20 protein-coding genes and 1 pseudogene are annotated in these 23,558 nt (G+C 65.4%); 4 read left to right on the top strand and 17 right to left on the bottom strand.

What is annotated here, in order from left to right:
- Nucleotides 1-225 precede the first annotated feature (225 nt).
- A complete protein-coding gene (gene ppsA / locus BDI24065_RS21925; protein WP_175033048.1) occupies nucleotides 226-2,625 on the bottom strand; it encodes a phosphoenolpyruvate synthase in 2,400 nt (799 codons plus the stop codon).
- 377 nt (nucleotides 2,626-3,002) lie between these two features.
- Here ppsA and ppsR point away from each other — a divergent pair, with 377 nt between their 5' ends.
- Nucleotides 3,003-3,818 carry a posphoenolpyruvate synthetase regulatory kinase/phosphorylase PpsR gene (gene ppsR, locus BDI24065_RS21920; protein WP_011352445.1) on the top strand — a complete coding sequence of 272 codons (816 nt, stop codon included), beginning with the start codon at nucleotides 3,003-3,005 and terminating at the stop codon, nucleotides 3,816-3,818.
- 98 nt (nucleotides 3,819-3,916) lie between these two features.
- Here the strand turns inward: ppsR and BDI24065_RS21915 are convergent, their stop codons facing one another.
- The 16 genes from BDI24065_RS21915 to rpsB all read right to left on the bottom strand — a co-directional run bounded on the left by BDI24065_RS21915 (nucleotide 3,917) and on the right by rpsB (nucleotide 19,537).
- Nucleotides 3,917-4,699: a TrmH family RNA methyltransferase gene (locus tag BDI24065_RS21915; RefSeq protein WP_175033047.1), complete on the bottom strand. Its 783-nt coding sequence runs from the start codon at nucleotides 4,697-4,699 to the stop codon at nucleotides 3,917-3,919.
- On the bottom strand, nucleotides 4,696-5,340 hold the full coding sequence (rnhB, locus tag BDI24065_RS21910; protein ID WP_175033046.1) for a ribonuclease HII: 645 nt from the start codon (nucleotides 5,338-5,340) through the stop codon (nucleotides 4,696-4,698). The genes BDI24065_RS21915 and rnhB overlap by 4 nt, the downstream gene beginning before the upstream one ends.
- The gene (gene lpxB / locus BDI24065_RS21905) at nucleotides 5,337-6,506 is read right to left on the bottom strand and encodes a lipid-A-disaccharide synthase (protein WP_175033045.1); all 1,170 of its coding nucleotides are present in this window, start codon (nucleotides 6,504-6,506) and stop codon (nucleotides 5,337-5,339) included. The genes rnhB and lpxB overlap by 4 nt, the downstream gene beginning before the upstream one ends.
- A gap of 3 nt (nucleotides 6,507-6,509) precedes the next feature.
- Nucleotides 6,510-7,298, bottom strand: a complete 789-nt coding sequence (lpxA, locus tag BDI24065_RS21900; protein ID WP_175033044.1) for an acyl-ACP--UDP-N-acetylglucosamine O-acyltransferase — start codon at nucleotides 7,296-7,298, stop codon at nucleotides 6,510-6,512.
- Between the two features lie 58 nt (nucleotides 7,299-7,356).
- Nucleotides 7,357-7,824: a 3-hydroxyacyl-ACP dehydratase FabZ gene (fabZ, locus tag BDI24065_RS21895; protein ID WP_011352450.1), complete on the bottom strand. Its 468-nt coding sequence runs from the start codon at nucleotides 7,822-7,824 to the stop codon at nucleotides 7,357-7,359.
- Between the two features lie 129 nt (nucleotides 7,825-7,953).
- A complete protein-coding gene (gene lpxD / locus BDI24065_RS21890; RefSeq protein WP_175033043.1) occupies nucleotides 7,954-9,033 on the bottom strand; it encodes a UDP-3-O-(3-hydroxymyristoyl)glucosamine N-acyltransferase in 1,080 nt (359 codons plus the stop codon).
- A 16-nt stretch (nucleotides 9,034-9,049) separates the two neighbouring features.
- On the bottom strand, nucleotides 9,050-9,547 hold the full coding sequence (locus tag BDI24065_RS21885; protein ID WP_174953350.1) for an OmpH family outer membrane protein: 498 nt from the start codon (nucleotides 9,545-9,547) through the stop codon (nucleotides 9,050-9,052).
- Nucleotides 9,548-9,611: 64 nt separating this feature from the next.
- Nucleotides 9,612-11,921, bottom strand: a complete 2,310-nt coding sequence (gene bamA / locus BDI24065_RS21880; protein WP_175033042.1) for an outer membrane protein assembly factor BamA — start codon at nucleotides 11,919-11,921, stop codon at nucleotides 9,612-9,614.
- A gap of 61 nt (nucleotides 11,922-11,982) precedes the next feature.
- A complete protein-coding gene (rseP, locus tag BDI24065_RS21875) occupies nucleotides 11,983-13,353 on the bottom strand; it encodes an RIP metalloprotease RseP (protein WP_175033041.1) in 1,371 nt (456 codons plus the stop codon).
- 11 nt (nucleotides 13,354-13,364) lie between these two features.
- Nucleotides 13,365-14,561 carry a 1-deoxy-D-xylulose-5-phosphate reductoisomerase gene (locus BDI24065_RS21870; protein ID WP_175033040.1) on the bottom strand — a complete coding sequence of 399 codons (1,197 nt, stop codon included), beginning with the start codon at nucleotides 14,559-14,561 and terminating at the stop codon, nucleotides 13,365-13,367.
- A 15-nt stretch (nucleotides 14,562-14,576) separates the two neighbouring features.
- The gene (locus tag BDI24065_RS21865; protein ID WP_043190825.1) at nucleotides 14,577-15,398 is read right to left on the bottom strand and encodes a phosphatidate cytidylyltransferase; all 822 of its coding nucleotides are present in this window, start codon (nucleotides 15,396-15,398) and stop codon (nucleotides 14,577-14,579) included.
- The gene (uppS, locus tag BDI24065_RS21860; protein WP_006478494.1) at nucleotides 15,392-16,174 is read right to left on the bottom strand and encodes a polyprenyl diphosphate synthase; all 783 of its coding nucleotides are present in this window, start codon (nucleotides 16,172-16,174) and stop codon (nucleotides 15,392-15,394) included. The genes BDI24065_RS21865 and uppS overlap by 7 nt, the downstream gene beginning before the upstream one ends.
- 49 nt (nucleotides 16,175-16,223) lie before the next feature.
- On the bottom strand, nucleotides 16,224-16,784 hold the full coding sequence (frr, locus tag BDI24065_RS21855) for a ribosome recycling factor (protein ID WP_048248629.1): 561 nt from the start codon (nucleotides 16,782-16,784) through the stop codon (nucleotides 16,224-16,226).
- A gap of 91 nt (nucleotides 16,785-16,875) precedes the next feature.
- Nucleotides 16,876-17,589 (bottom strand): UMP kinase, encoded by a 714-nt coding sequence (gene pyrH, locus BDI24065_RS21850; protein ID WP_011352459.1) that lies wholly within the window; start codon nucleotides 17,587-17,589, stop codon nucleotides 16,876-16,878.
- Between the two features lie 163 nt (nucleotides 17,590-17,752).
- Nucleotides 17,753-18,634, bottom strand: a complete 882-nt coding sequence (gene tsf, locus BDI24065_RS21845) for a translation elongation factor Ts (RefSeq protein ID WP_089495101.1) — start codon at nucleotides 18,632-18,634, stop codon at nucleotides 17,753-17,755.
- A gap of 162 nt (nucleotides 18,635-18,796) precedes the next feature.
- A complete protein-coding gene (gene rpsB / locus BDI24065_RS21840; RefSeq protein WP_006752149.1) occupies nucleotides 18,797-19,537 on the bottom strand; it encodes a 30S ribosomal protein S2 in 741 nt (246 codons plus the stop codon).
- Between the two features lie 377 nt (nucleotides 19,538-19,914).
- Between rpsB and map the strand changes: the two genes are divergently transcribed.
- The 3 genes and pseudogenes from map to BDI24065_RS21825 all read left to right on the top strand — a co-directional run.
- Nucleotides 19,915-20,730, top strand: a complete 816-nt coding sequence (gene map, locus BDI24065_RS21835) for a type I methionyl aminopeptidase (protein WP_046545985.1) — start codon at nucleotides 19,915-19,917, stop codon at nucleotides 20,728-20,730.
- A gap of 45 nt (nucleotides 20,731-20,775) precedes the next feature.
- The gene (locus BDI24065_RS21830; protein ID WP_175033039.1) at nucleotides 20,776-23,352 is read left to right on the top strand and encodes a [protein-PII] uridylyltransferase; all 2,577 of its coding nucleotides are present in this window, start codon (nucleotides 20,776-20,778) and stop codon (nucleotides 23,350-23,352) included.
- 17 nt (nucleotides 23,353-23,369) lie between these two features.
- Nucleotides 23,370-23,558 (top strand): annotated as a pseudogene (locus BDI24065_RS21825) (pseudouridine synthase); the annotation flags it as partial.

Raw genomic sequence — 23,558 nt, 5'->3', positions numbered from 1 at the left:
CTCACCTGCGTCGCATGCAACCAGAATACGCGTTGAAGCGCTGTTCCGGATCGATATATTCGCGGCCCCCGAGCGAGCGATCGACACGCGTGGGGCGGCCCGGTTCGTACCCACAAACAAAAACACCCCGGTGTCTACCGGGGTGTTTATAGCATGAACCTTGCATTTTGCCTTCATTGAAAGAGCGGCGGTGCCGCTCCTTCGCCGAGGGCAAGTTACCGACCGTTACTTCCGGTTGGCCAGCGCCTGCCACGTCTCGATGATCGTGTCGGGGTTCAGCGAAATCGACACGATGCCTTCGTCGGTCAGCCATTGCGCGAAGTCCGGGTGATCGGACGGGCCCTGGCCGCAGATACCGACGTACTTGCCCATCCGGCGGCAGGTGTCGATCGCGCGCTTCAGCAGGAACTTGACGGCCGGGTCGCGTTCGTCGAAGTCGACTGCCAGCAGTTCCATGCCCGAGTCGCGGTCGAGGCCCAGCGTGAGCTGCGTGAGGTCGTTCGAGCCGATCGAGAAACCGTCGAAGTGCTCCAGGAACTCTTCGGCGAGAATCGCGTTGGTCGGGACTTCGCACATCATCACGAGGCGCAGGCCGTTTTCGCCGCGCTTCAGGCCGAACTTCTCGAGCAGGCCGACGACGCGCTCCGCCTGCTTCACGGTACGCACGAACGGCACCATGATCTCGACGTTGGTCAGGCCCATCTCGTCGCGCACGCGCTTCAGTGCACGGCACTCCATCTCGAACGCCTGCGCGAAGTCTTCAGCGATGTAACGCGACGCGCCGCGGAAGCCCAGCATCGGGTTTTCCTCGTCCGGCTCGTAACGCGAGCCGCCGATCAGCTTCTTGTACTCGTTCGACTTGAAGTCGGACAGACGCACGATCACGGGCTTCGGATAGAACGCCGCCGCGATCGTCGCGACACCTTCCGTCAGCTTGTCGACGTAGAACTGACGCGGCGATGCGTGACCGCGCGCGACGCTCTCGACGGCCTTCTTCAGGTCCTGGTCGATGTTCGGGTACTCGAGGATCGCCTTCGGGTGAACGCCGATGTTGTTGTTGATGATGAACTCGAGACGCGCGAGACCCACGCCGCCGTTCGGCAGTTGCGAGAAGTCGAACGCGAGCTGCGGGTTGCCGACGTTCATCATGATCTTGACCGGGATTTCCGGCAGTTCGCCGCGCTGCACTTCCGTGACTTCCGTCTCGAGCAGGCCGTCGTAGATCTTGCCTTCGTCGCCTTCCGCGCACGACACGGTAACGAGCGCGCCGTCCTTCAGGATGTCGGTCGCATCGCCGCAGCCGACGACTGCCGGCACGCCGAGCTCACGCGCGATGATCGCCGCGTGGCAGGTCCGGCCGCCACGGTTCGTGACGATCGCGGCTGCACGCTTCATCACCGGCTCCCAGTTCGGGTCGGTCATGTCGGCCACCAGCACGTCGCCCGGCTGTACGCGTTCCATTTCCGACGGATCCTGGATCACGCGCACGGGGCCCGCACCGATCTTCTGGCCGATCGCACGGCCCGTCGCCAGCACCTGCGACTGGCCCTTCAGCTTGAAGCGCTGCTCGGCCTTGCCGGTCGCCTGGCTCTTCACGGTTTCCGGACGTGCCTGCAGGATGAAGATCTTGCCGTCGCGGCCGTCCTTGCCCCACTCGATGTCCATCGGACGCTGGTAGTGCTTCTCGATGATGACCGCGTACTTCGCCAGCTCGATCACGTCTTCGTCGGTGATCGAGTAGCGGTTGCGCTGCTCGTGCGGCACGTCGACCGTCTTCACGCGGCCCGGCTCGCCCGGCTGCGTGAATTCCATCTTGATCAGCTTCGAGCCGATCGAGCGGCGGATGATCGGGTACTTGTCCTGTGCGAGCGTCGTCTTGAACACATAGAACTCGTCCGGGTTCACTGCGCCCTGCACGACGGTTTCGCCCAGGCCGTAGCTCGACGTGATGAACACGGCGTCCTTGAAGCCCGATTCGGTGTCGATCGTGAACATCACGCCGGCCGCGCCGACGTCCGAGCGGACCATGCGCTGCACGCCGGCCGACAGGGCGACTTCAGCGTGCGTGAAGCCCTTGTGCACGCGGTACGAGATCGCGCGGTCGTTGTACAGCGACGCGAACACGTGCTTCATGCGGTCGAGCACGTCTTCGATGCCGACGACGTTCAGGTACGACTCCTGCTGGCCGGCGAACGATGCGTCGGGCAGGTCTTCCGCGGTCGCGGACGAACGCACGGCGAACGACAGCTCGCCCGGCGAGCTGTTCTTCAGGATTTCGAACTGCTCGCGGATTTCCTGCTCGAGACGTGCCTGCATCGGCGCATCGACGATCCACTTGCGGATTTCGGCACCGGCTTCGGCGAGCGCCTTCACGTCGTCGATGTCGAGCGACTCGAGACGTTTGGCGATGCGGTCGGTAAGGTCGTTGTGCGTGAGGAAATCGCGGAACGCGAGCGCGGTCGTGGCGAAACCGGTGGGTACGCGAACGCCTGCTTCGGAAAGCTGGCTGATCATTTCGCCAAGCGACGCATTCTTGCCGCCGACGATCTCCACATCGGTCATCCGCAACTGCTCGAACGGAATTACATACGCCTGGTCCTTTGCGACGTTTGCTGCGTTAGTCATACAAGCCCCTAAGTGTGAAAAAAATGCTCGATTGCGCAAGTGGGCTTGGACGCGGGCGCTTGCAAAAAGGCGCGGCGCGTCTTGCGCAACCTGTTGGAGAAACAATCGCAGCGACGGATAATCTTCCGACCCGATTTGCAAAAATCCCGGCAGAAGGGCGATATTTGCAGACAAATCGCCAAACTTGCCGGGAATTTTGGAATCGGGCGGCGAAGCCTGGGGCGCCGTTCGCGCCCTGCCCCCGCAATTGCTTATCCAACAGGTTGCCGCTATTCTACCGTGCCGGCTGCCGGATGTGGCGCGACCTTGTCACTGCGTCTGGAGGCGAACCTCCAGCCGCCCCGCGCAACCGCCCTTCACGTTCGACGTCCAGATTCATGCTGCCTACCGTATTCATCGTCTCCGACGGCACCGGGATCACTGCCGAAACCTTCGCGCATTCGATCCTCTCCCAGTTCGACCAGAAATTCCGTCTCGTGCGCGTGCCGTTCGTCGACTCGCTCGACAAGGCCTACGCGACCGTCGAGAAGATCAACGAGGCCGCCGTGCACGACGGCCGCCGCGCAATCGTGTTCACGACGCTCGTCGACAGCGAGTCGAACGACATCGTCAAGCGCTCGAACGCACTCGTGCTCGACATGTTCCAGCGCTTCGTCGAACCGCTCGAGCAGGAACTGGAGCTCAAGTCGAGCCACGCGATGGGCCGCGGCCACCAGAACGCGGACACCGAGGAATACAAGACCCGGATCGAGGCGATCAACTTCTCGCTCGCACACGACGACGGCCAGTCGAACCGCAACCTGTCGGAAGCCGACGTGATCCTCGTCGGCGTATCGCGCAGCGGCAAGACGCCGACGAGCCTGTATCTCGCGATGCAGTACGGCGTGAAGGCAGCCAACTATCCGCTGATTCCGGAAGATTTCGAGCGCGGCAAGCTGCCGTCGGCGCTCGCCGCGTACAGCGAGAAGCTGTTCGGGCTGTCGATCGACCCGCAGCGCCTGTCGGAGATCCGCAACGAGCGCCGGCCGGGCAGCAAGTACGCGGCGCCCGAAAACTGCCGCTACGAGATCAACGAGGCCGAAGCGATGATGCGCCGCGAGGGGATCAAGTGGCTGTCGTCGACGCACAAGTCGATCGAGGAAATCGCGACGACGATCCTGCAGGAAATCCGCCTCGACCGGCAGTCGTACTGAAACCGAGTGCCTGCGGCCGCCCGGCCGCCGCCGGAAACAAAAAAGGCCGCGTCGAACGCGGCCTTTTTAAATGGTGCGGAGCAAGCCCGCGCGTGGCGTCACGCACGCCGCTGCTGACGTACCTGCTCGAACAGGCAGACCGCTGCCGCAGCCGCCACGTTCAGCGATTCCATTCCACCCGGCTGCGGGATCGTCACACGATGCGTTGCCGCGTCGCGCCAGAACGCCGATACACCGGCACCCTCGTTGCCGAACACCCATGCAACAGGCCCCGACAGGTCGCAGTCATAGACCGCCTGCGCGCCGTGCGAATCGGTCAGCGCAACCGGTACATCGAGGCGTTCGGCGAGCGCACCGGCGTCGACGTCCTCGTGGATCGACAGCAGGAAATGCGCGCCCATGCCCGAGCGCAGCACCTTCGACGACCATGCGTACGCGGTACCCGGCGCACAGAACACGTGGCGCACACCGGCGGCCGCCGCACTGCGCAGGATCGAGCCGACGTTGCCGGCGTCCTGCACGCCGTCGAGCACGACCGACGACTGCGTCACGCGCTCGGGCAGCGGCTGTGCCGGCCGGTCGACGAGCAGCAGGAAGCCGACGCCGTTGACGACGCTCGACAATTGCCCGAACAGCGCGTCGGGCAGCGTGACGATCCGTTGCGCATCGATGCGCGCGACGATCGCCTGCGCCTCGGCGTGGCCGAGTGCGCCTTCGGTCGCCACGCACAGCTCGGGCGTCGCGCCCGTATCGAGGTACGCGCTCGCGAGATGGAATCCTTCGAGCAGTGCCTGGCCGCCGCGGCGTTGATGGGACGTCGAGCCCGCGAGCGCCTTCAGGCGCTTGTACAGCGGGTTGTCGCGGGAAGTAATGCTTTTCATCGAATCAGGTCAAATGCGGCGCGAACCGGTGCGAACGAGCGCCGATGCGCTTCGCACGGGCCGTGCTCGCGCAGCGCGGCGAGGTGTTTCGCGGTGCCGTAGCCCGCATGCACGTTGAAGCCGTACACCGGGAAGCGTTCGTGCAAGTCGACGAGCATGCGGTCACGGGTGACCTTCGCAAGGATCGACGCGGCCGAGATGCTCGGCACGAGCGCATCGCCGCTGACGATCGCCTCGGCGCGCACCGTCAGTGTCGGGCAGCGGTTGCCGTCGATCTGCGCGAGCGTCGGCAGGACCGACAGGCCCTCGACGGCCCGCTTCATCGCGAGCATCGTTGCGTGCAGGATGTTCAGCGTGTCGATCTCGTCGACACTCGCCGATGCGACACAATACGACAGCGAGCGCGCGACGATCAGCTCGTACAGCGCGTCGCGCTTCTTCGCGGACAGCGCCTTCGAATCGTCGAGCCCGTCGATCGGCTGCGCCGGATCGAGGATCACCGCGGCGGCCACCACCGGCCCCGCGAGCGGGCCGCGGCCCGCTTCGTCGACGCCGCAGACGATTTCGTCGGGACGGCTGAAATCGAAACCGCCCTGCACGTCGCTCGACGCGCGGCGGCGTGGTGCACGTACTGCGGTCATGCGCGCCCCTTGCGTTGTTCGAGCACGCGCACGACCGCTTCGGCCGCCTTCGCGGCCGTGTTCTGCCGCAGCGAAAGATGCATTTCGGTAAATACTTCGGTCAGCGTGCGGCGGTTCGCGTCGTCGCGCAGCTGCGTGATCGTCGCATCGGCGAGCGCCTCGGGCGTCGCGAAATGCTGCAGCAGCTCGGGCACGACGAAGCGCCCCGCCAAAATGTTCGGCAAGCCGACGTAAGGCAGGTAACCCTGCCGGCGCATGATCTGCCCGGTCAGCCAGGGCACCTTGTACGAGATCACCATCGGCTTCTTCAGCAGCGCGGCTTCCAGCGTGACCGTGCCGCTCTTCACGAGAATCGCATCGGCAGCCGTCATCGCGACCTGCGATCGGCCGTCGGTGATCGTCAGCGCGAGCTGAGGATGCGCATCGACGAGCGGCTGCAGCAGCGCGCGCAGCGCGGGCGTGGCCGCCGGCATCACGAAACGCACGCCGGGCTCGCGCTGCTGCATCAGCGCCATCGCCGCGAAGAACGTCGGGCCGATCAGCGCGATTTCCGAGCGCCGGCTGCCCGGCAGCACCGCGATCACCGGGCCGTCGGCCGGCAGACCGAGCGCGATGCGCGCACCGTGCGTATCGGGTTCGAGCGGGATCTCGTCGGCGAGCGGATGGCCGACGTAGGTCGACGCGACGCCTGCCTTGTCGAGAATCGCCGGTTCGAACGGGAACAGGCACAGCATGTGATCGACGGACTTCGCGATCTTCTTGATCCGGCCGCCGCGCCATGCCCAGATCGACGGGCACACGAAGTGGATCGACGGGATGCCCGCGTCGCGCGCGGCCTGTTCGACGTTGAAGTTGAAGTCGGGCGCGTCGACGCCGATGAACGCGTCCGGCCGCTCGGCGAGCAACTGGCGCTTCAGCTCGCCGCGAATCCGCAGGATCTCGGGAATCTGGCCCAGCGCCTCGACATAGCCGCGCACGGTCAGCTTGTCCATCTGCCAGTGCGAGTCGAAGCCGTGCGCGATCATCCGCTGCCCGCCGATCCCGTAGTACTGGGTCGATTCGGGCAGCCGCTCGTGCAGCCCGCCGAGCAGCGACGCCGCGAGCAGGTCGCCCGACGGCTCGCCGGCCACCATCGCGAGCCGGAGCTGATTGGTCGGAAGCGTCATCGCTTAGCGGATGATGCCGCGTTGCGACGCGTCGATGAACTCGACGAGCGCCTTCACCGGTGCATCGCCGTCGCCGCCCGCCTCCGCCAGCTCGCGCAACTGCACCTTCGCTTCCTCGAACGACAGGCCGTTCTTGTACAGCAGGCGGTACGCGCTGCGCAGCGCCGAGATCGCGTCGGGCGAGAAACCGCGCCGGCGCAGCCCTTCGACGTTGATCCCGTGCGGCTCGGCCTTGTTGCCCGCCGCGATCACGAACGGCGGAATGTCCTGCACGAGCGCCGACGCGCCGCCCAGCATCGAGTGCGCACCGATGCGCACGAACTGGTGGACGCCCGACATCCCGCCGATGATCGCCCAGTCGCCGATCTCGACGTGGCCCGCCATCTGCGCGTTGCTCGACAGGATCACGTGGTTGCCGACGGTGCAGTCATGACCGATGTGCACATAGGCCATGATCCAGTTGTCATCGCCGAGCGTCGTCACGCCGACGTCCTGCACGGTGCCCGTGTGGATCGTCGTGAATTCGCGGATCGTGTTGCGGTTGCCGATCACCAGCTTGGTCGGCTCGTCCTTGTACTTCATGTCCTGCGGACGACCGCCGACCGACGCGTAATGGCCGATACGGTTGTCCTCGCCGAGCGTCGTATGGCCTTCGATCACGCTGTGCGAGCCGATCGTCGTACGCGCGCCGATCGTGACGTGCGGACCGACGATCGCGTACGGGCCGATCTCGACCGATTCGTCGATCTGCGCGCCCGGTTCGACAATCGCGGTGGGATGAATCCTGGTCATGCGCCGTTGCCTCTCGATGTGATGTGTCGCGTTGCGTTGCCTGTCCGTGCCGCGTCGCTCAGGGCGCCACGTCGGTCGTCTTGACCGTGCACATCAGCTCGGCTTCCGCCGCCACCTTGCCGTCCACTTCAGCCACCGCCTTGAACTTCCAGATGCCGCGGATGTAGCGTTCGAACGTCACGTTCAGAATCAGTTGGTCGCCCGGCTCGACCGGACGCTTGAAGCGCGCGCCGTCGATCCCGACGAAGTAGTACAGCGTGTTCTCCGGATCCTTCGGCTGCTCTTCCGAGAAGGTCAGCAGCGCCGCGGCCTGCGCGAGCGCCTCGAGGATCAGCACGCCCGGCATCACGGGCCGCTTCGGGAAATGCCCCTGGAAGTACGGCTCGTTGATCGACACGTTCTTCAGCGCTTTGATTCCCTTGTGCGGTTCGAGTTCGAGCACGCGATCGACGAGCAGAATCGGGTAGCGATGCGGCAGCAGCGTGAGGATCTTGTGGATGTCGAGATTGATTTTTTCAGTGCTCATGATGGTTCGTCTCACGCAGAGGCTGCGCGGTGGTGATGCAAAGGCTGAAGCGGGCCGCCGTGCGGCCCAGTCTGGCAAACCGGGCCGGTTGCGCTGGCCGTACCCGGTTCGAGATCTCGCATGATGCGCTCAGGCGTCCGTGCCGCCCTGGGCGGCGAGCGCGGCTTCGAGCGCCTTGATGCGCTCGCGCAGCTTGTCGAGGTTGCGCACGAGCGCGGCGCTCTTGTTCCATTCGCCGTGGTCGACGGCCGGGAACGCGCTGGTATAGATGCCGGCCTTCGGCAGCGACTTCGATACGCCCGACTTCGCGGTGATGATGACATAGTCGCCGAGCGTCACGTGGCCGGCGATCCCGGCTGCGCCGCCGATCATGCAGTGGCGGCCGATCGTCGTGCTGCCTGCGATACCCGCGCTGCCGGCGATCACCGTATAGGCGCCGATCCGGCAGTTGTGGCCGATCTGGACCTGGTTGTCGATCTTCACGCATTCCTCGATGACGGTATCCGCCATCGCACCGCGATCGATCGTCGTGTTCGCGCCGATCTCGACGTCCGGGCCGATCGTTACGCCGCCGACCTGCGGGATCTTGACCCAGCTGCCGGTGCGCGCGTCGCCGTCGCCGACGAAATCCGGCGCGAAGCCGAAGCCGTCGGAGCCGATCACGGCGCCCGCATGGATGATCGCGCGCGGGCCGACCTTGCAGCCGTGGTACACCGACGCGTTCGGATACAGGTGCGAACCCGCGCCGATCGTCGTGCCGCGGCCGATGAAGACATTTGCGTCCAGCTGCACGCCGTCTTCGATCACCGCGCCGGCCTCGACCGTCACGTGCGGGCCGATCACCGCGCTCGCGGCGACCTGCGCGGCCGGATCGATCGTCGCGCTCGGATGCACGCCCGCGGCACGCTGCGGCGTGGCCAGGTCGATGAACATCTGCGCGACGCGCGCGAAGTACGCGTACGGATTCGGCGTGACGATGAAATTGCGACCGCTCGCGGCCGCGCCCAGCTTTTCGAGATCCTTCGGCGCGATCAGCACCGCGCCGGCGCGGGTCGACTCGACCTGCGACAGGTACTTCGGATTCGCGAGGAACGCGAGTTGCTGCGGGCCTGCCTGGTCGAGCGGTGCGAGCCCGCCCACCTTGCACTGTGCGTCGCCGGCGATCTCGCCGCCGAACCGCGTTACGAGTTCCTCAAGCGTCAATGCCATTCGTCGTCTGCTCCGTTCAGTTCGTCGAGCCGGACGCGAGCGCCTTGAGCACCTTGTCGGTGATGTCGATGCGCGGGCTGACGTACACGGCTTCCTGCACGATCAGGTCGTAATTCTGCTGCTCGGCGATCTGCTTGATGACCTTGTTGGCCCGTTCGAGCACGGCCGCCAGTTCCTCGTTGCGGCGCTGGTTCAGGTCTTCGCGGAACTCGCGCTGCTTGCGCTGGAAGTCGGTATCGAGCTGGGCGAGATCGCGCTGCTTCTGCGCGCGGTCGGCCGCCGACAGCGACGCGCCGTTCTTGTCCAGCGAATCGGACATCGATTTCAGACGCGCCCCGAGGTCCTGCAGATCCTTGTCACGCTTCGCGAACTCGGCTTCGAGCTTCGTCTGCGCCGCTTTCGCGGGCGCCGACTCGCGCAGGATCCGATCCGAATTGACCGCCGCGATGCGGGCGACGTCCTGTGCGTGCACCGTTGCCGCGCCCAAGGCCAGCGCAACGGTCAGCGCGCACATCACTCGTTTCGAAAACTTACCGGTTAGCAAAATTACCCTCTCGTTGCTGTTGTCATGCGTTCGGTTAGAACGCCGTCCCGATCTGGAACTGGAATTTCTGGTACTGGTCGCCTTCATGCTTCTGCAGCGGGAAGCCGAGGCTCAGCTTAAGCGGGCCGATCGGCGAGATCCACGCGAGACCCACACCGTAGCCGTAACGCAGGCCGTTGGCGCCCGTACTCGTGCCGCCCGGCGCGTTGCCCCACACGTTACCGCCGTCGAGGAACGTGAACACGCGCAGCGTGCGGTCGTAGCCCGTGCCCGGCAGCGGGAACGTCAGCTCGATGTTGCCGACGAGCATCTTCGAACCGCCGATCGGGTCGTTCGTCTTCGTGTCGCGCGGGCCCAGCGAGCTCGGCTCGTAGCCACGCACGGAGCCGATACCGCCCGCGTAGTAGTTCTTGAAGATCGGGTACGGGTTGCCGATACCGTTACCGTAGCCGCCTTGCAGGTTCATGCCCAGGATGAAGCCGCGCGAGAACGAATAGTAGTACTGGGCCTGCAGGTCGGCCTTGTAGTACTGGATCTTGCCGACCGGCACACCGTACTCCATGTTCGCCTGCGTGAAGTAGCCGCGGCTCGGAATCAGCGCGCTGTCACGCGCGTCGCGCGACCACGCAACCGTCAGCGGCACCGTGTTCGACACGCGGCCGAACTGGTTCACGTAATCCTGGTAGCTCTGCGGCGTGTTCGAATCGACGTCGAGACGGTTCTGCTCGAAGCCCGCGCCGAAGTAGACGGTGTCGACTTCCGAGAACGGAATGCCGAACTTCAGGTTGCCGCCCGCGCTGATGATCCGGAAGCTCGAGCTCGTCGAATAGTAGAGCGGCTGGTACGTACGGTAGAAGACGTCCGTGATCCGCTTGATGCCGTCGACCGTGAAGTACGGGTCGACCTGCGTGACGGTCAGCGTGCGGTAGCTCTTCGCGGTGTTGACGTTCACCGACAGGCTGGTACCCGAACCGAACACGTTGTCCTGCGACACGCCGGCCGACAGCACGACCTTGTCCGTCGACGAGAAGCCGGCACCCAGCGTGATCGCGCCGGTCGGCTTTTCGTCGACCTTCACGTTCACGTCGACCTGGTCGTTCGTGCCTTCGACCGGCACCGTGGTCACGTCGACGTTGGTGAAGTAGCCGAGACGGTTCACGCGATCCTTCGACAGCGCGAGGCGGTTCGAATCGAACCACGAGCTTTCGAGCTGGCGCATTTCGCGGCGCACCACTTCGTCGCGCGTACGCGTGTTGCCGACGACGTTGATGCGGCGCACGTACACGCGGCGGCTCGGATCGACGACGAGGTTCAGGTTCACCTTGTGGTTCGCCTGGTCGATGTCCGGCTGCGCGTTGACGGTCGCGAATGCGTAGCCGTATTCACCGAGCTTGTCGACGATCGACTTGGTGGTCTGCTGCAGCTTTTCGGCCGAGAAGCGGTCGCCCGCCTTGATCTTGATCAGCTTGTTGAGTTCGGCCTCGCGATCGAGCAGGTTGCCCGACAGCTTGATGCCCGACACCGTGTACGGCTCGCCTTCGTGCAGCGTGACCGTCAGGTACATGTCCTTCTTGTCGGGCGAGATCGACACCTGGGTCGACTCGATGTTGAACTCGAGATAACCGCGGTTCAGGTAGTACGAGCGCACGGCTTCGAGGTCGCCCGTGAGCTTTTCCTTCGAGTACAGGTCGTTCTTCGTGTACCAGGAGAACCAGTTCGGCGTCGACAGCTGCATCTCGTCGCGCAGCGTGCTGGTGCTGAAGGCCTTGTTGCCGATGAAGTTGATCTGGCGGATCTTCGCGCTCGGGCCTTCGGCCACCGCGAACAGGATCGACACGCGGTTCGCGTCGACCGGCGTGATCGTGGTCTTGACCTCAGCCGCGTAGAAGCCGCGCGTGAGGTACTGGCGCTTGAGCTCCTGCTCCGCCTTGTCGACGAGCGCCTTGTCGTAGTAGCGGCCATCTGCCAGGCCGACTGCGCGCAGCGCCTTCGTCAGGTTGTCCTTGTCGAATTCCTTCGTGCCGGTGAAGTCGATCGACGCGATGGCCGGACGCTCCTGCACCTGCACGATCACGACGTTGCCCTGCGTGGCGATGCGTACGTCGTTGAAGAAGCCCGTCGCGTACAGTGCGCGGATTGCTTCGGATGCCTTGTCGTCCGTGAAGGTATCGCCCTGCTTGATCGGCAGGTAGGCGAACACCGAACCCGCTTCGACGCGCTGCAGCCCCTCGATCTTGATGTCTTGCACCACGAACGGTGCCGCTGCATGCGCCGCGAGGCCGTGCGCGGCGAGCGCGGCCGCTGCAACTGTCTTAGGTACAAAGCGATGAGGTTTGAACAACATGCATCCCCAATATTTAGCTGCATCAAATCGGGCGACTGCCGAGCGGCGGCCGCCTGACGCTTCAGAAATGGATTAACCGAGCCAGATCGTTGAACAGCGCGATCGCCGACAATGCGACGATGCAGATCAACCCGGCTCTTTGCAGAATCAGCTGCCAGCGCTCCGAGACGGCTTTCCCGGTCGCGGCTTCAACCGCATAATATAACAGATGCCCCCCGTCCAAAACGGGAATCGGCAACAAGTTCAGGACGCCAAGGCTAATGCTGACAAGGGCGAGGAACGACAGGAACGCCGACGGACCGAGCCGCGCGCTCTTGCCCGCGTAGTCGGCGATCGTCACCGGGCCGGACAGGTTCTTCAGCGACGCGTTGCCCGTGATCATGCGCCCGAACATCCGCAGCGAATACACGGAGATGTCCCACGTGCGGTGCGCGCCGAGCTGCAGGCTCTCGATCGGCCCGTAACGCACGTCGACGGACGGCGCATGCATCGACAACGCCGCGCCGATACGGCCGACCTGCTGCCCCGATTCGTCGTCGCGCTGCATCTGCGGCACGATCGACACCGTCTGCGCGGCGCCGTCGCGCTCGATCTGCAGATCGAGCGGCTTGCCCGCATGGTGTTTCACGAAATCGATGAAGCGCGACGCACCGCCGATCGCCTTGCCGTCGAGCGCGACCAGCTTGTCGCCGGACTTCAGGCCCGCCTGCTCCGCCGCGCTGCCCGGCTGCACCGACGCGACCGACAGCGTGCCGCCGCCGGCCTCGAAGCCCAGATGGGCCATGAAATCGTCGTCGAGCTGACTTTCGGGAACATTGCGGAGGTCAACGCGGAAATCGAACGTCGTATTGCCGTCGCGTGCGCCGAGCACGATCTCGCGGTGATCGAACGCAGCCGCCAGCAGCTTCCAGCGCAGGTCCGACCACGACCGCACCGACTCGGACTCGCCGCCCTGCGCGTTGCGGATCGACACGATCTTCTCGCTGCCGTCGAAGCCCGCGCGCGCCGCCACCGTACCGGCGGCCGGCGGTGCGACGATCGCGGCCGGCTCGGTCACGCCGGTGGCAAATACGATGGAAAACAGCGCGATTGCCAACAGGAAGTTGGCAATGGGCCCGGCCGCGACAATCGCGATGCGCTTGTAGACCGACTGCCGGTTGAACGCCTGGCCCAGCTCCTCGGGCGGGATGCCGGGGCCGGGATCGCGTTCGTCGAGCATCTTCACGTAGCCGCCGAGCGGCAGCGCGGACAGCGTCCACTCGGTGCCCGTCCTGCGGCTGACCCAGCGCGCGACGGGCTGGCCGAAGCCGATCGAGAAACGCAGCACCTTCACGCCGCACCAGCGCGCGACACGATAGTGTCCGTACTCATGCACGACGACCAGCACCCCGATCGCCACCGCAAACGCGATCAGTTCGACCAGCACGTTCATGAGCACCCCATTCAGACAGTACGCTCCACGCGTGGCGCAGGCGCTTTCGCAATGATCTCGGCGGCGAGGCGGCGAGCCTCGGCATCCGCAGCAAGGACGTCCTCGAGCCCGTCGGGCGTACGGTTCGGCAGCGTGTTGAGCACGGCGTCGACCGTCGCCGCAATCGCCATGAAGCCGATGCGGCGCTCGAGAAACGCTTCGACCGCCACTTCGTTCGCCGCGTTCAATGCGGCGCTCGCGATGCCGCCTTCCTCGAGCGCCTTCAGCGCAAGCGCGAGGCACGGGAAGCGCGCGTAATCGGGCTTCTCGAACGACAGCTGGGCGATCTGCGCGAGGTCGAGCTGATCGACGCCTGCGTCGACACGCTCGGGGAACGCGAGCGCATGCGCGATCGGCGTGCGCATGTCGGGGTTGCCGAGCTGTGCGAGCACCGAACCGTCGCGATACGACACGAGCGAATGGATCACGCTCTGCGGATGGATCAGCACGTCGATCCGGTCGCCCGGCAGCCCGAAGATCCAGTGCGCCTCGATCACCTCGAGGCCCTTGTTCATCATCGTCGCGGAATCCACCGAGATCTTGCGGCCCATCACCCAGTTCGGGTGCTTGCACGCCTCGTCCGGCGTCACGTCGACGAGCGTGGCCGGTTCGCGCGTGCGGAACGGGCCGCCCGACGCGGTCAGGATGATCTTCGAGATCCCGCCGTGCTCGGCCGCGTCGCGCGGCATGCACTGGAAGATCGCGTTGTGTTCGCTGTCGACCGGCAGCAGGATCGCGCCATGGTCGCGCACGGCGTCCATGAAGATCGCGCCCGACATCACCAGCGCTTCCTTGTTCGCGAGCAGGATGCGCTTGCCGGCGCGTGCCGCCGCGAGGCTCGGCGCCATGCCGGCCGCACCGACGATCGCCGCGACCACCGTGTCGCAGCCGTCGCTCTTCGACACGTCGACGAGCGCCTGCGGCCCGTGCAGCACGGTCGTCTTGCTGCCCGCCGCACGCAGTTTCGCGTCGACCTGCGCAGCCGTCGCGGCATCGCCGACCACCGCCACTTCGGGCGCGAAGCGCAGGCATTGCTCGACCAGCTTGTCGCCGTTGCGGTGTGCGGTCAGCGCATAGACCGAGAAGCGCTCGGGATGGCGCGCGACCACGTCGAGCGTGCTGTCTCCGATCGAGCCCGTGGAACCGAGCAATGTCAGACGTTTTTGCATAACAGAAATAATGGTTTAACCAAGCAGCAGCATCGCGAGCGGCAGCACCGGCAGCAGCGCGTCGACACGGTCGAGCACGCCGCCATGGCCAGGCAGCAGTCCGCTCGAATCCTTCACGCCCGCCTGCCGCTTCAGCAGCGACTCGAACAGGTCGCCGATCACGCTGTACGCGACCAGCAGCGTCAGTGCGGCCCATGCGCCGGGCATCCCGTAGCGCACGGCGAACGCGGAAAACAGGGTCGGCTCGAACGCATGCGCGGCCATCGCGACACCGGCGACGACCATCACGGCGAGCCAGCCACCGATCGCCCCTTCCCAGCTCTTGCCGGGACTGATCGTGATGGCCAGTTTACGCTTTCCGAAGGCCTTGCCCGCGAAGTATGCGCCGATATCGGCGAGCCAGACGACCAGAAGCAACGACAGCACGAACGGCACGCCCTGCGCGCGCGCCGCGACGAGCGCATGCCAGCAGGCCGCGAAGACCACGAGGCCGGCCGCCAGCAGGAACGGCCGCCATACGCCGCCGGCGAGTTCGGGCTTGCGCCGCAGCGTGAACGGGCCGACCAGCAGCCAGAACACGCCGGCCGCCATGAAAAGGGGACGGGACGAAGCCGCATCGACGCCGAGCGGCGCCGTTGCCGCGAGCGCCAGCGCCGCGACGACTGCATAGACGACCGGGCCGGCGCCGCCGAGCTTGAGCAGGCGAGCCCATTCCCACGCGGCAAACACGAGCACGACGCCGATCAGCGCGCCGAACGCGGTGAGCGGCGCGAACAGCGTCACCGGCAGCAGCACCGCCAGCATCACGATCGCCGTGATCACACGGGTTTTCAGCATGAAAGGGAGTCGGCGTTCTGCGATTGCGGTTCGAGCTGTGCGCTCGTGCGGCCGAAACGACGCTCGCGCTCCGTATACGACGCCATGGCGTCGGCCAGTGCCGCGCCGTCGAAATCCGGCCAGTATTTATCGGTGAAATAGAATTCGGCGTACGCGAGTTGCCACAGCAGGAAGTTGCTGACGCGCTGCTCGCCGCCGGTACGGATGAAGAGATCGGGCTCCGGCGCATAGGCCATCGCCAGGTGCGGCGCGAACGCGTCCTCGGTCACTTCGACCTCGCGACCCTCGCGCACGGCCTGCTCGACGAGCTTCTTCGTCGCTTGCAGGATGTCCCACCGGCCGCCGTAGTTGGCCGCGATGGTGAGCGTAAGACGGGTGTTGCGCGCCGTCTTGGTTTCGGCGCGGCGAATCAGTTCGCGGATGCGCGGCTCGAAACGGTCGAGATCGCCGACGACACGCAGGCGGATCCCGTTCGCGTGAAGCTTGCCGACCTCGCGCTCGAGCGCGGTGATGAAGAGGCGCATCAGGAACGACACTTCGTCGTTCGGACGGCGCCAGTTCTCCGAACTGAACGCGAACAGCGTCAGGTATTCGACGCCGGCGCGCGCGCAGCCTTCGACCACCGCCCGCACGGCATCGACGCCGCGGGTGTGCCCCGCGACGCGCGGCAAGCGGCGTTCGGTCGCCCAACGGCCGTTGCCGTCCATGATGATCGCGATGTGACGCGGCACGACGCCGACGTCAGGCACGCGAACGGTAGAGCTGGTATAGGTCATGGCCGTTGAGACAGTAATGCGGGAAGAAGGCGGCGCGCGAGGACGGTCGTCAGACCGTCATGATCTCGGCTTCCTTGCTCTGCACGAGCTTGTCGATTTCGGCAACGTGCTTGTCGGTCAGCTTCTGCACGTCGTCGCTTGCACGACGCTCGTCGTCTTCCGAGATTTCCTTGTCCTTCACGAGCTTCTTGAGCGCTTCGTTCGCATCGCGGCGCAGGTTGCGGATCGCGACCTTGGCCGTTTCGCCTTCGCTCTTGACGACCTTGGTCAGCTCGCGGCGGCGCTCTTCCGTCAGCGCGGGCATCGGCACGCGGATCAGGTCGCCGGACGTGGCCGGATTCAGGCCGAGATCGGCTTCGCGAATGGCCTTCTCGACCTTCGCAACCATCGGCTTTTCCCACGGCTGCACACCGATCGTGCGCGCGTCGACGAGCGTCATGTTGGCAACCTGCGAAATCGGCACCATCGACCCGTAGTAGTCAACCTGCACGTGATCGAGCATGCCGGTGTGCGCACGGCCCGTACGGATCTTCGCCAGATCGCTCTTGAATGCATCGATCGAGCGCTGCATCTTCTGCTCGACGCCCTTCTTGGTATCAGCGACACTCATTTCAACCTCCGAACCTTCAAACCTTCAAAGAACGCGGACCCCACCCGGCGCATCTGGCGCGCCGCGGCCGATGGCCCGCATCCGCGGGAGTTTACACGTGGACGAGCGTACCTTCGTCCTCGCCCAGCACGATGCGCTTGAGCGCGCCCGGCTTGTTGATCGAAAACACGCGAATCGGCAGCTTCTGGTCGCGGCACAGCGCAAAGGCCGTCGCGTCCATCACCTGCAGGTTGCGGCTGATCGCCTCGTCGAAAGTGATCGTCGTGTAACGCGTGGCCGACGGATCCTTCTTCGGATCGGCAGAATATACGCCATCGACCTTGGTCGCCTTCAGCACGACCTCGGCGCCCACTTCCGAACCGCGCAGCGCGGCGGCCGTGTCCGTCGTGAAGAACGGGTTGCCCGTACCGGCCGCGAAGATCACGACGCGGCCTTCCTCGAGCTGACGGATCGCGCGGGGCCGGATGTACGGCTCGACGACCTGGTCCATCCGCAGCGCGGACTGCACGCGCGCCTCGATGCCGGCGTGGCGCATCGCGTCCTGCAGCGCCAGCGCGTTCATCATCGTGGCGAGCATCCCCATGTAGTCTGCCGTCGCGCGATCCATGCCGGCCGCGCCACCCGCGACACCGCGGAAAATATTACCGCCGCCGATCACGACCGCGAGCTGCGTACCGAGACGCACGACTTCGGCGATATCGGCCACCATCCGTTCGATCGTCGCGCGATTGATGCCGAAGGCATCGTCGCCCATCAGCGCTTCGCCGGAGAGTTTGAGGAGGACGCGTTTATAGGCATTGGACATAGGGGCTTCCGAGCGACGAGAGGATGACAACCACGAACTGTAGGGGCGAAATACTGATTCGGGCAAGCGCCGACGGTCGGACCGGGTTTCCCGGCCGGCCGGCGGCGGCGCCGACCGCGGCGGAGCGGACGCCCGCCGCGGATACTGCCTGACTGCTTACGGCTTACTGCTGCTTTGCTGCTGCGACTTGCGCGGCCACTTCGGCGGCGAAGTCGTCCTGGCGCTTCTCGATGCCTTCGCCGACGACGAACAGTGCGAACTTCTGCACTGCGGCATCCGCTGCCTTCAGCATCTGCTCGATCGTCTGCTTGTCGTTCTTCACGAACGTCTGGTTCAGCAGCGACACTTCCTTCAGGTACTTCTGGACGCTACCGTCGACCATCTTCGCGACGATTTCAGCCGGCTTGCCCGATTCCGCAGCCTTCTGCTCGGCCACGCGGCGTTCCGTCTCGATCAGTTCCGCCGGCACGTCAGCCGACGACAGCGCGACCGGCTTCATTGCCGCGATGTGCATCGCGACGTCCTTGCCGACCTGCTCTTCCGCGCCCGTGTACTCGACGATCACGCCGATACGCGCGCCGTGCAGGTACGTTGCGATCTTGTTCGCGGTTTCGAAACGGACGAAACGGCGGATCGAGACGTTCTCGCCGATCTTGCCGACCAGTGCCAGGCGCACTGCGTCGACCGTCGAGCCTTCGAGCGGCAGTGCCGACAGCGCAGCCACGTCGGCCGGGTTTTGCGTCGCGACGAGTTCTGCAACCGTCTTCGAGAATGCGAGGAAGTCGTCGTTCTTCGCGACGAAGTCGGTTTCGCAGTTCAGTTCGACCAGCGAGCCTGCGTTGCCGCCGACGAACGATGCGACGACGCCTTCTGCCGTCACGCGCGATGCCGCCTTGCTCGCCTTGTTGCCGAGCTTGACGCGCAGCAGCTCTTCAGCCTTGGCCAGATCGCCGTCGGCTTCCGTCAGCGCCTTCTTGCACTCCATCATCGGTGCGTCGGTCTTTGCGCGCAGTTCTGCCACCATGCTTGCGGTAATTGCCGCCATCATTCGCTCCTTGAGTCTGTATTCACAACGCCGCCCGCTTGGACGCGAACGGCCGAGATTCGGTTCCGGACCCGCGCCGATTCGGCGCGATCAGGTCCGGCGCACAAGCTTAAAAAAAGGGGGCCTGTTGAGAGCCCCCTTTTTGCGCCGGCTCGGGGCCAGTTACGCGTTTTCCTCGACGTACTCGTCGTCGCCGCGTGCGGCCTGGACCACTTCGTTGACCGCGTTAGCACGGCCTTCGAGGATCGCGTCGGCCACGCCTTCGGCGTACAGCGCGACTGCCTTGCTCGAGTCGTCGTTACCCGGGATCACGTAATCCACACCTTCCGGCGAGTGGTTCGTATCGACCACGGCGATGACCGGCACGCCCAGCTTGTTCGCTTCCGTGACGGCGATCTTGTGGTAGCCGACGTCGACGACGAAGATTGCGTCCGGAATGCCGCCCATGTCCTTCACGCCGCCGATCGACTTCTGCAGCTTGGCGATTTCGCGTTCGAACAGCAGCGCTTCCTTCTTGCTCATCTTCTCGAGCTCGCCTGCCTCGACTGCCGCTTCCATGTCCTTCAGGCGCTTGATCGATACCTTCAGCGTCTTGAAGTTGGTCATCATGCCGCCGAGCCAGCGTGCGTTGACGAACGGCATGCCTGCGCGTTGCGCTTCCTGGGCGATCGTGTCACGCGACTGACGCTTCGTGCCGACGAACAGGATCGTGCCGCGGTTCGCTGCCAGCTGACGCACGTACTTCTGTGCGTCCGTGAACATCGGCAGCGTCTTTTCGAGGTTGATGATGTGAATCTTGTTGCGGTGACCGAAAATGAACGGAGCCATCTTCGGGTTCCAGAAGCGCGTCTGGTGACCGAAGTGGACACCCGCTTCCAGCATTTGGCGCATCGTAACTGCCATGTAAATTCTCCACGAGGGTTGGGTCTTAAGCCGGCCGCCGTACCGCCGCGCGATCCCACCCCGAAGGGCGCGAATTTCGCGCGGCCGGCACCCTGGTTGCGCCGGCTTGCGATTCGACACGTGCAAAACGCCCGTGCCGTAAGCCTTCTACCGCGATGCCTCCCCAACATGGGGCAAATCGGCATTTGGATATCGACTTAGCCAAAGAGTATAGCACGCCGATTTGTCCGCTCTCAAGTCGCTCACCACTTTCGCTTGCCGCGCGGCAGCCGGCCGGACAATCCGCGAAAACCCGCACCCGCACCGCCGGCGGGGGCTGCGACGCCTGCCAGAAGGTGCGATAATCCGTCAATTCACCGCATTCCAGGCATACCTCGATGGCTATTACGCTCAAAAACGAACACGATATCGCCGAGATGCGCGTCGCCTGCCGTCTCGCGAGCGAAGTGCTCGACTTCATCACGCCGCACGTCGTCGCGGGCGTCACGACCGCCGAACTCGATCGCCTCTGCCATGAGTTCATGCTCAACGAGCAGGGCACGATCCCGGCACCGCTGAACTACCAGCCGCCCGGCTACCCGCCGTACCCGAAGGCCACCTGCATTTCGGTCAACGACGTGATCTGCCACGGCATTCCCGGCGAGAAGGTGATCAAGAACGGCGACGCGCTGAACATCGACATCACCGTGATCAAGAACGGTTACTTCGGCGACACGAGCCGCATGTTCATCGTCGGCGAGGGTTCGATCCTCGCGAAGCGCCTCGTGCAGACCACCTACGAATGCATGTGGCTCGGCATCGACCAGGTCAAGCCCGGCGCGCACCTCGGCGACATCGGCTACGCGATCCAGAAGCACGCGGAAGCGCAGGGCTACAGCGTCGTGCGCGAATACTGCGGCCACGGCATCGGCACGGTGTTCCACGAGGATCCGCAGGTCGTCCACTACGGCCGGCCGGGCACGGGCATCGAACTGAAGGCCGGGATGATCTTCACGATCGAGCCGATGATCAACGCCGGCAAGCGCGACATCCGCACGATGCCCGACCAGTGGACGGTCAAGACGCGCGACCGCAGCCTGTCGGCTCAGTGGGAGCACACGGTGCTCGTCACCGAAACCGGCTACGACGTGCTGACCGTATCGGCCGGCACGCCGGCGCGCCCGGTGTTCGCGCAACCGGCCGCCGCAGTCTGAGCGCCGTCGCGCCAGCCCGCCCCACTCGCACCTGAACGGCCGCCCATGAGCGCTCACGCAGCCCCCTCGCCCGAAGCGCTGTCGCGGCGCGCCGAATTCAAGGCCGCCAAGACGGAGATGCTCGAGCGCTTTCGCCGCGCGGCGAACGTCGCGTCGCTGATGCACGCGCTGTCGAAACTCACCGACGAAGCGCTGAAGCGCGTGTGGGACGACTGCGGGCTGCCCGCGACGCTCGCGCTCGTCGCCGTCGGCGGCTATGGGCGCGGCGAGCTCGCGCCCTATTCCGACGTCGACATCCTCGTGCTGCTGCCCGATGCGCACGACCCGGCGCTCGACGCGCGCATCGAGCGCTTCATCGGGATGGCGTGGGATCTCGGTCTCGAAATCGGCAGCAGCGTGCGCACGGTCGCGCAGTGCATCGAGGAGGCGTCGCAGGACGTCACGGTGCAGACTTCTCTGCTGGAAGCGCGCCGCATCGTCGGCAGCACCACGCTGTTCGAGCGCTTCACGGTGCATTACAACGAAGCGCTCGACGCCCGCGCATTCTTCACCGCGAAGGTGCTCGAGATGCGCCAGCGCCACGCGAAGTTCCAGGACACGCCGTACAGCCTCGAGCCGAACGTGAAGGAAAGCCCCGGCGGGCTGCGCGACCTGCAGACGATCCTGTGGATCGCGCGCGCGGCCGGTTTCGGCAGCAGCTGGCGCGAACTCGACACGCGCGGGCTCATCACCGATCGCGAAGCACGCGAGCTGCGCCGCAACGAAGGTTTCCTGAAGACGCTGCGCGCGCGGCTGCACGTGATCGCCGGCCGCCGCCAGGACATGCTCGTGTTCGACCTGCAGACGCAGGCCGCCGAGAGCTTCGGCTACCAGCCGACCCAGGCCAAGCGCGCGAGCGAGCAGTTGATGCGCCGCTACTACTGGGCCGCGAAAGCCGTCACGCAGCTCGCGACGATCCTGATCCAGAACATCGAGGCGCAGCTGTTCCCCGCGACGAGCGGCATCACGCGCGTGCTGTCGCCCGACCGCTTCGTCGAGAAGCAGGGCATGCTCGAGATCGTCGACGACGGCGTGTTCGAGCGCCATCCCGACGCGATCCTCGAAGCGTTCCTGCTGTACGAGACGACCCGCGGCGTGAAGGGCCTGTCCGCCCGCACGCTGCGCGCGCTGTACAACTCGCGCGAGATCATGAACAACACGTGGCGCCGCGATCCGCAGAATCGCGACACGTTCATGCGGATCCTTCAGCAACCCGAAGGGATCACGCACGCGTTCCGGTTGATGAACCAGACGAGCGTGCTCGGTCGCTACCTGCTGAACTTCCGCCGCATCGTCGGCCAGATGCAGCACGACCTGTATCACGTGTATACGGTCGATCAGCACATCCTGATGGTGTTGCGCAACATCCGCCGCTTCGCGGTGGCCGAGCACGCGCACGAATATCCGTTCTGCAGCCAGCTGATCGGCAACTTCGAGCGCCCGTGGGTGTTGTATGTCGCGGCGCTGTTCCACGACATCGCGAAGGGGCGCGGCGGCGACCACTCGACGCTCGGGATGGCCGACGCACGGCGCTTCTGCCGCGAGCACGGCATCGCCAGCGACGACGCGGCGCTGATCGTGTGGCTCGTCCAGCATCACCTGACGATGAGCCAGGTCGCGCAGAAGCAGGACACGAGCGACCCCGAAGTCATCAAGCGCTTCGCCGAAGTCGTCGGCAACGAACGGTACCTCACCGCGCTGTACCTGCTGACCGTCGCCGATATCCGCGGCACGAGCCCGAAGGTATGGAACACGTGGAAGGGCAAGCTGCTCGAGGATCTGTACCGCATCACGCTCGCGGTGCTCGGCGGCGCCAACCCCGACGCGCATTCGGAGCTGAAGTCGCGCCAGGAGCAGGCGCTCGCGCTGCTGCGCCTCGAAACCGTGCCCGACGACGCGCATCGCGCGCTGTGGGATCAGCTCGACGTCGGCTTCTTCCTGCGTCACGACGCGGCCGACATCGCGTGGCAGACACGCGTGCTGTACCGGCACGTGAACGCCGAAACCGCGATCGTCCGCGCGCGGCCGTCGCCGATCGGCGACGCGCTGCAGGTGCTCGTGTACGTGAAGGATCGCCCCGACCTGTTCGCGGGCATCTGCGCGTATTTCGACCGCAACGGGCTGTCGGTGCTTGACGCACGCGTCAGCACGACGCGGCACGGCTATGCGCTCGACAACTTCATCGTCACGCAGACCGAACGTGACGTGCGGTACCGCGACATCGCGAATCTCGTCGAGCAGCAACTCGCGTCGCGGCTCACCGAAACCGCGCCGTTGCCGGAGCCGTCCAAGGGCCGCCTGTCGAGGCTGTCCCGGACGTTTCCGATCACGCCGCGCGTCGACCTGCGGGCCGACGAGCGCGGCCAGTACTACATCCTTTCCGTGTCGGCCAACGACCGGCCGGGCCTTCTCTATTCGATCGCGCGCGTACTCGCCGAGCATCGGATCGGCGTCCACGCGGCGCGGATCAATACGCTCGGCGAACGCGTCGAGGACATCTTCCTGCTCGCGGGTGCCGGCCTGTCCGACAACCGCCTGCAGATCCAGCTCGAAACCGAATTGCTGCGTGCGATCGCAGTCTGAATTGAATTCCAGCGTTTATGCGCACCAAATTAACCGTCAAGAATCCGAAGCCGGCATCGCCGACCCGCGCCCCTGTCCGCTCCGGCAGCCTCGTCGCCCGCAAGGCGGTACGCCCCGCTGCGCCGCCCGCAGGGGACAAGCCGGCCCGCCCGAAGAAGGCCGCCCCGGCCGCCGCCGGCGAACGCTCGTTCAAGCCGCGCGCTGCC

The sequence above is a fragment of the Burkholderia lata genome (assembly GCF_902499025.1).
Taxonomy (GTDB): Bacteria; Pseudomonadota; Gammaproteobacteria; order Burkholderiales; family Burkholderiaceae; genus Burkholderia; species Burkholderia lata_C.
Note: the sequence above shows the minus strand (reverse complement) of the source record. Positions and strands in the feature narration are given on the sequence as shown.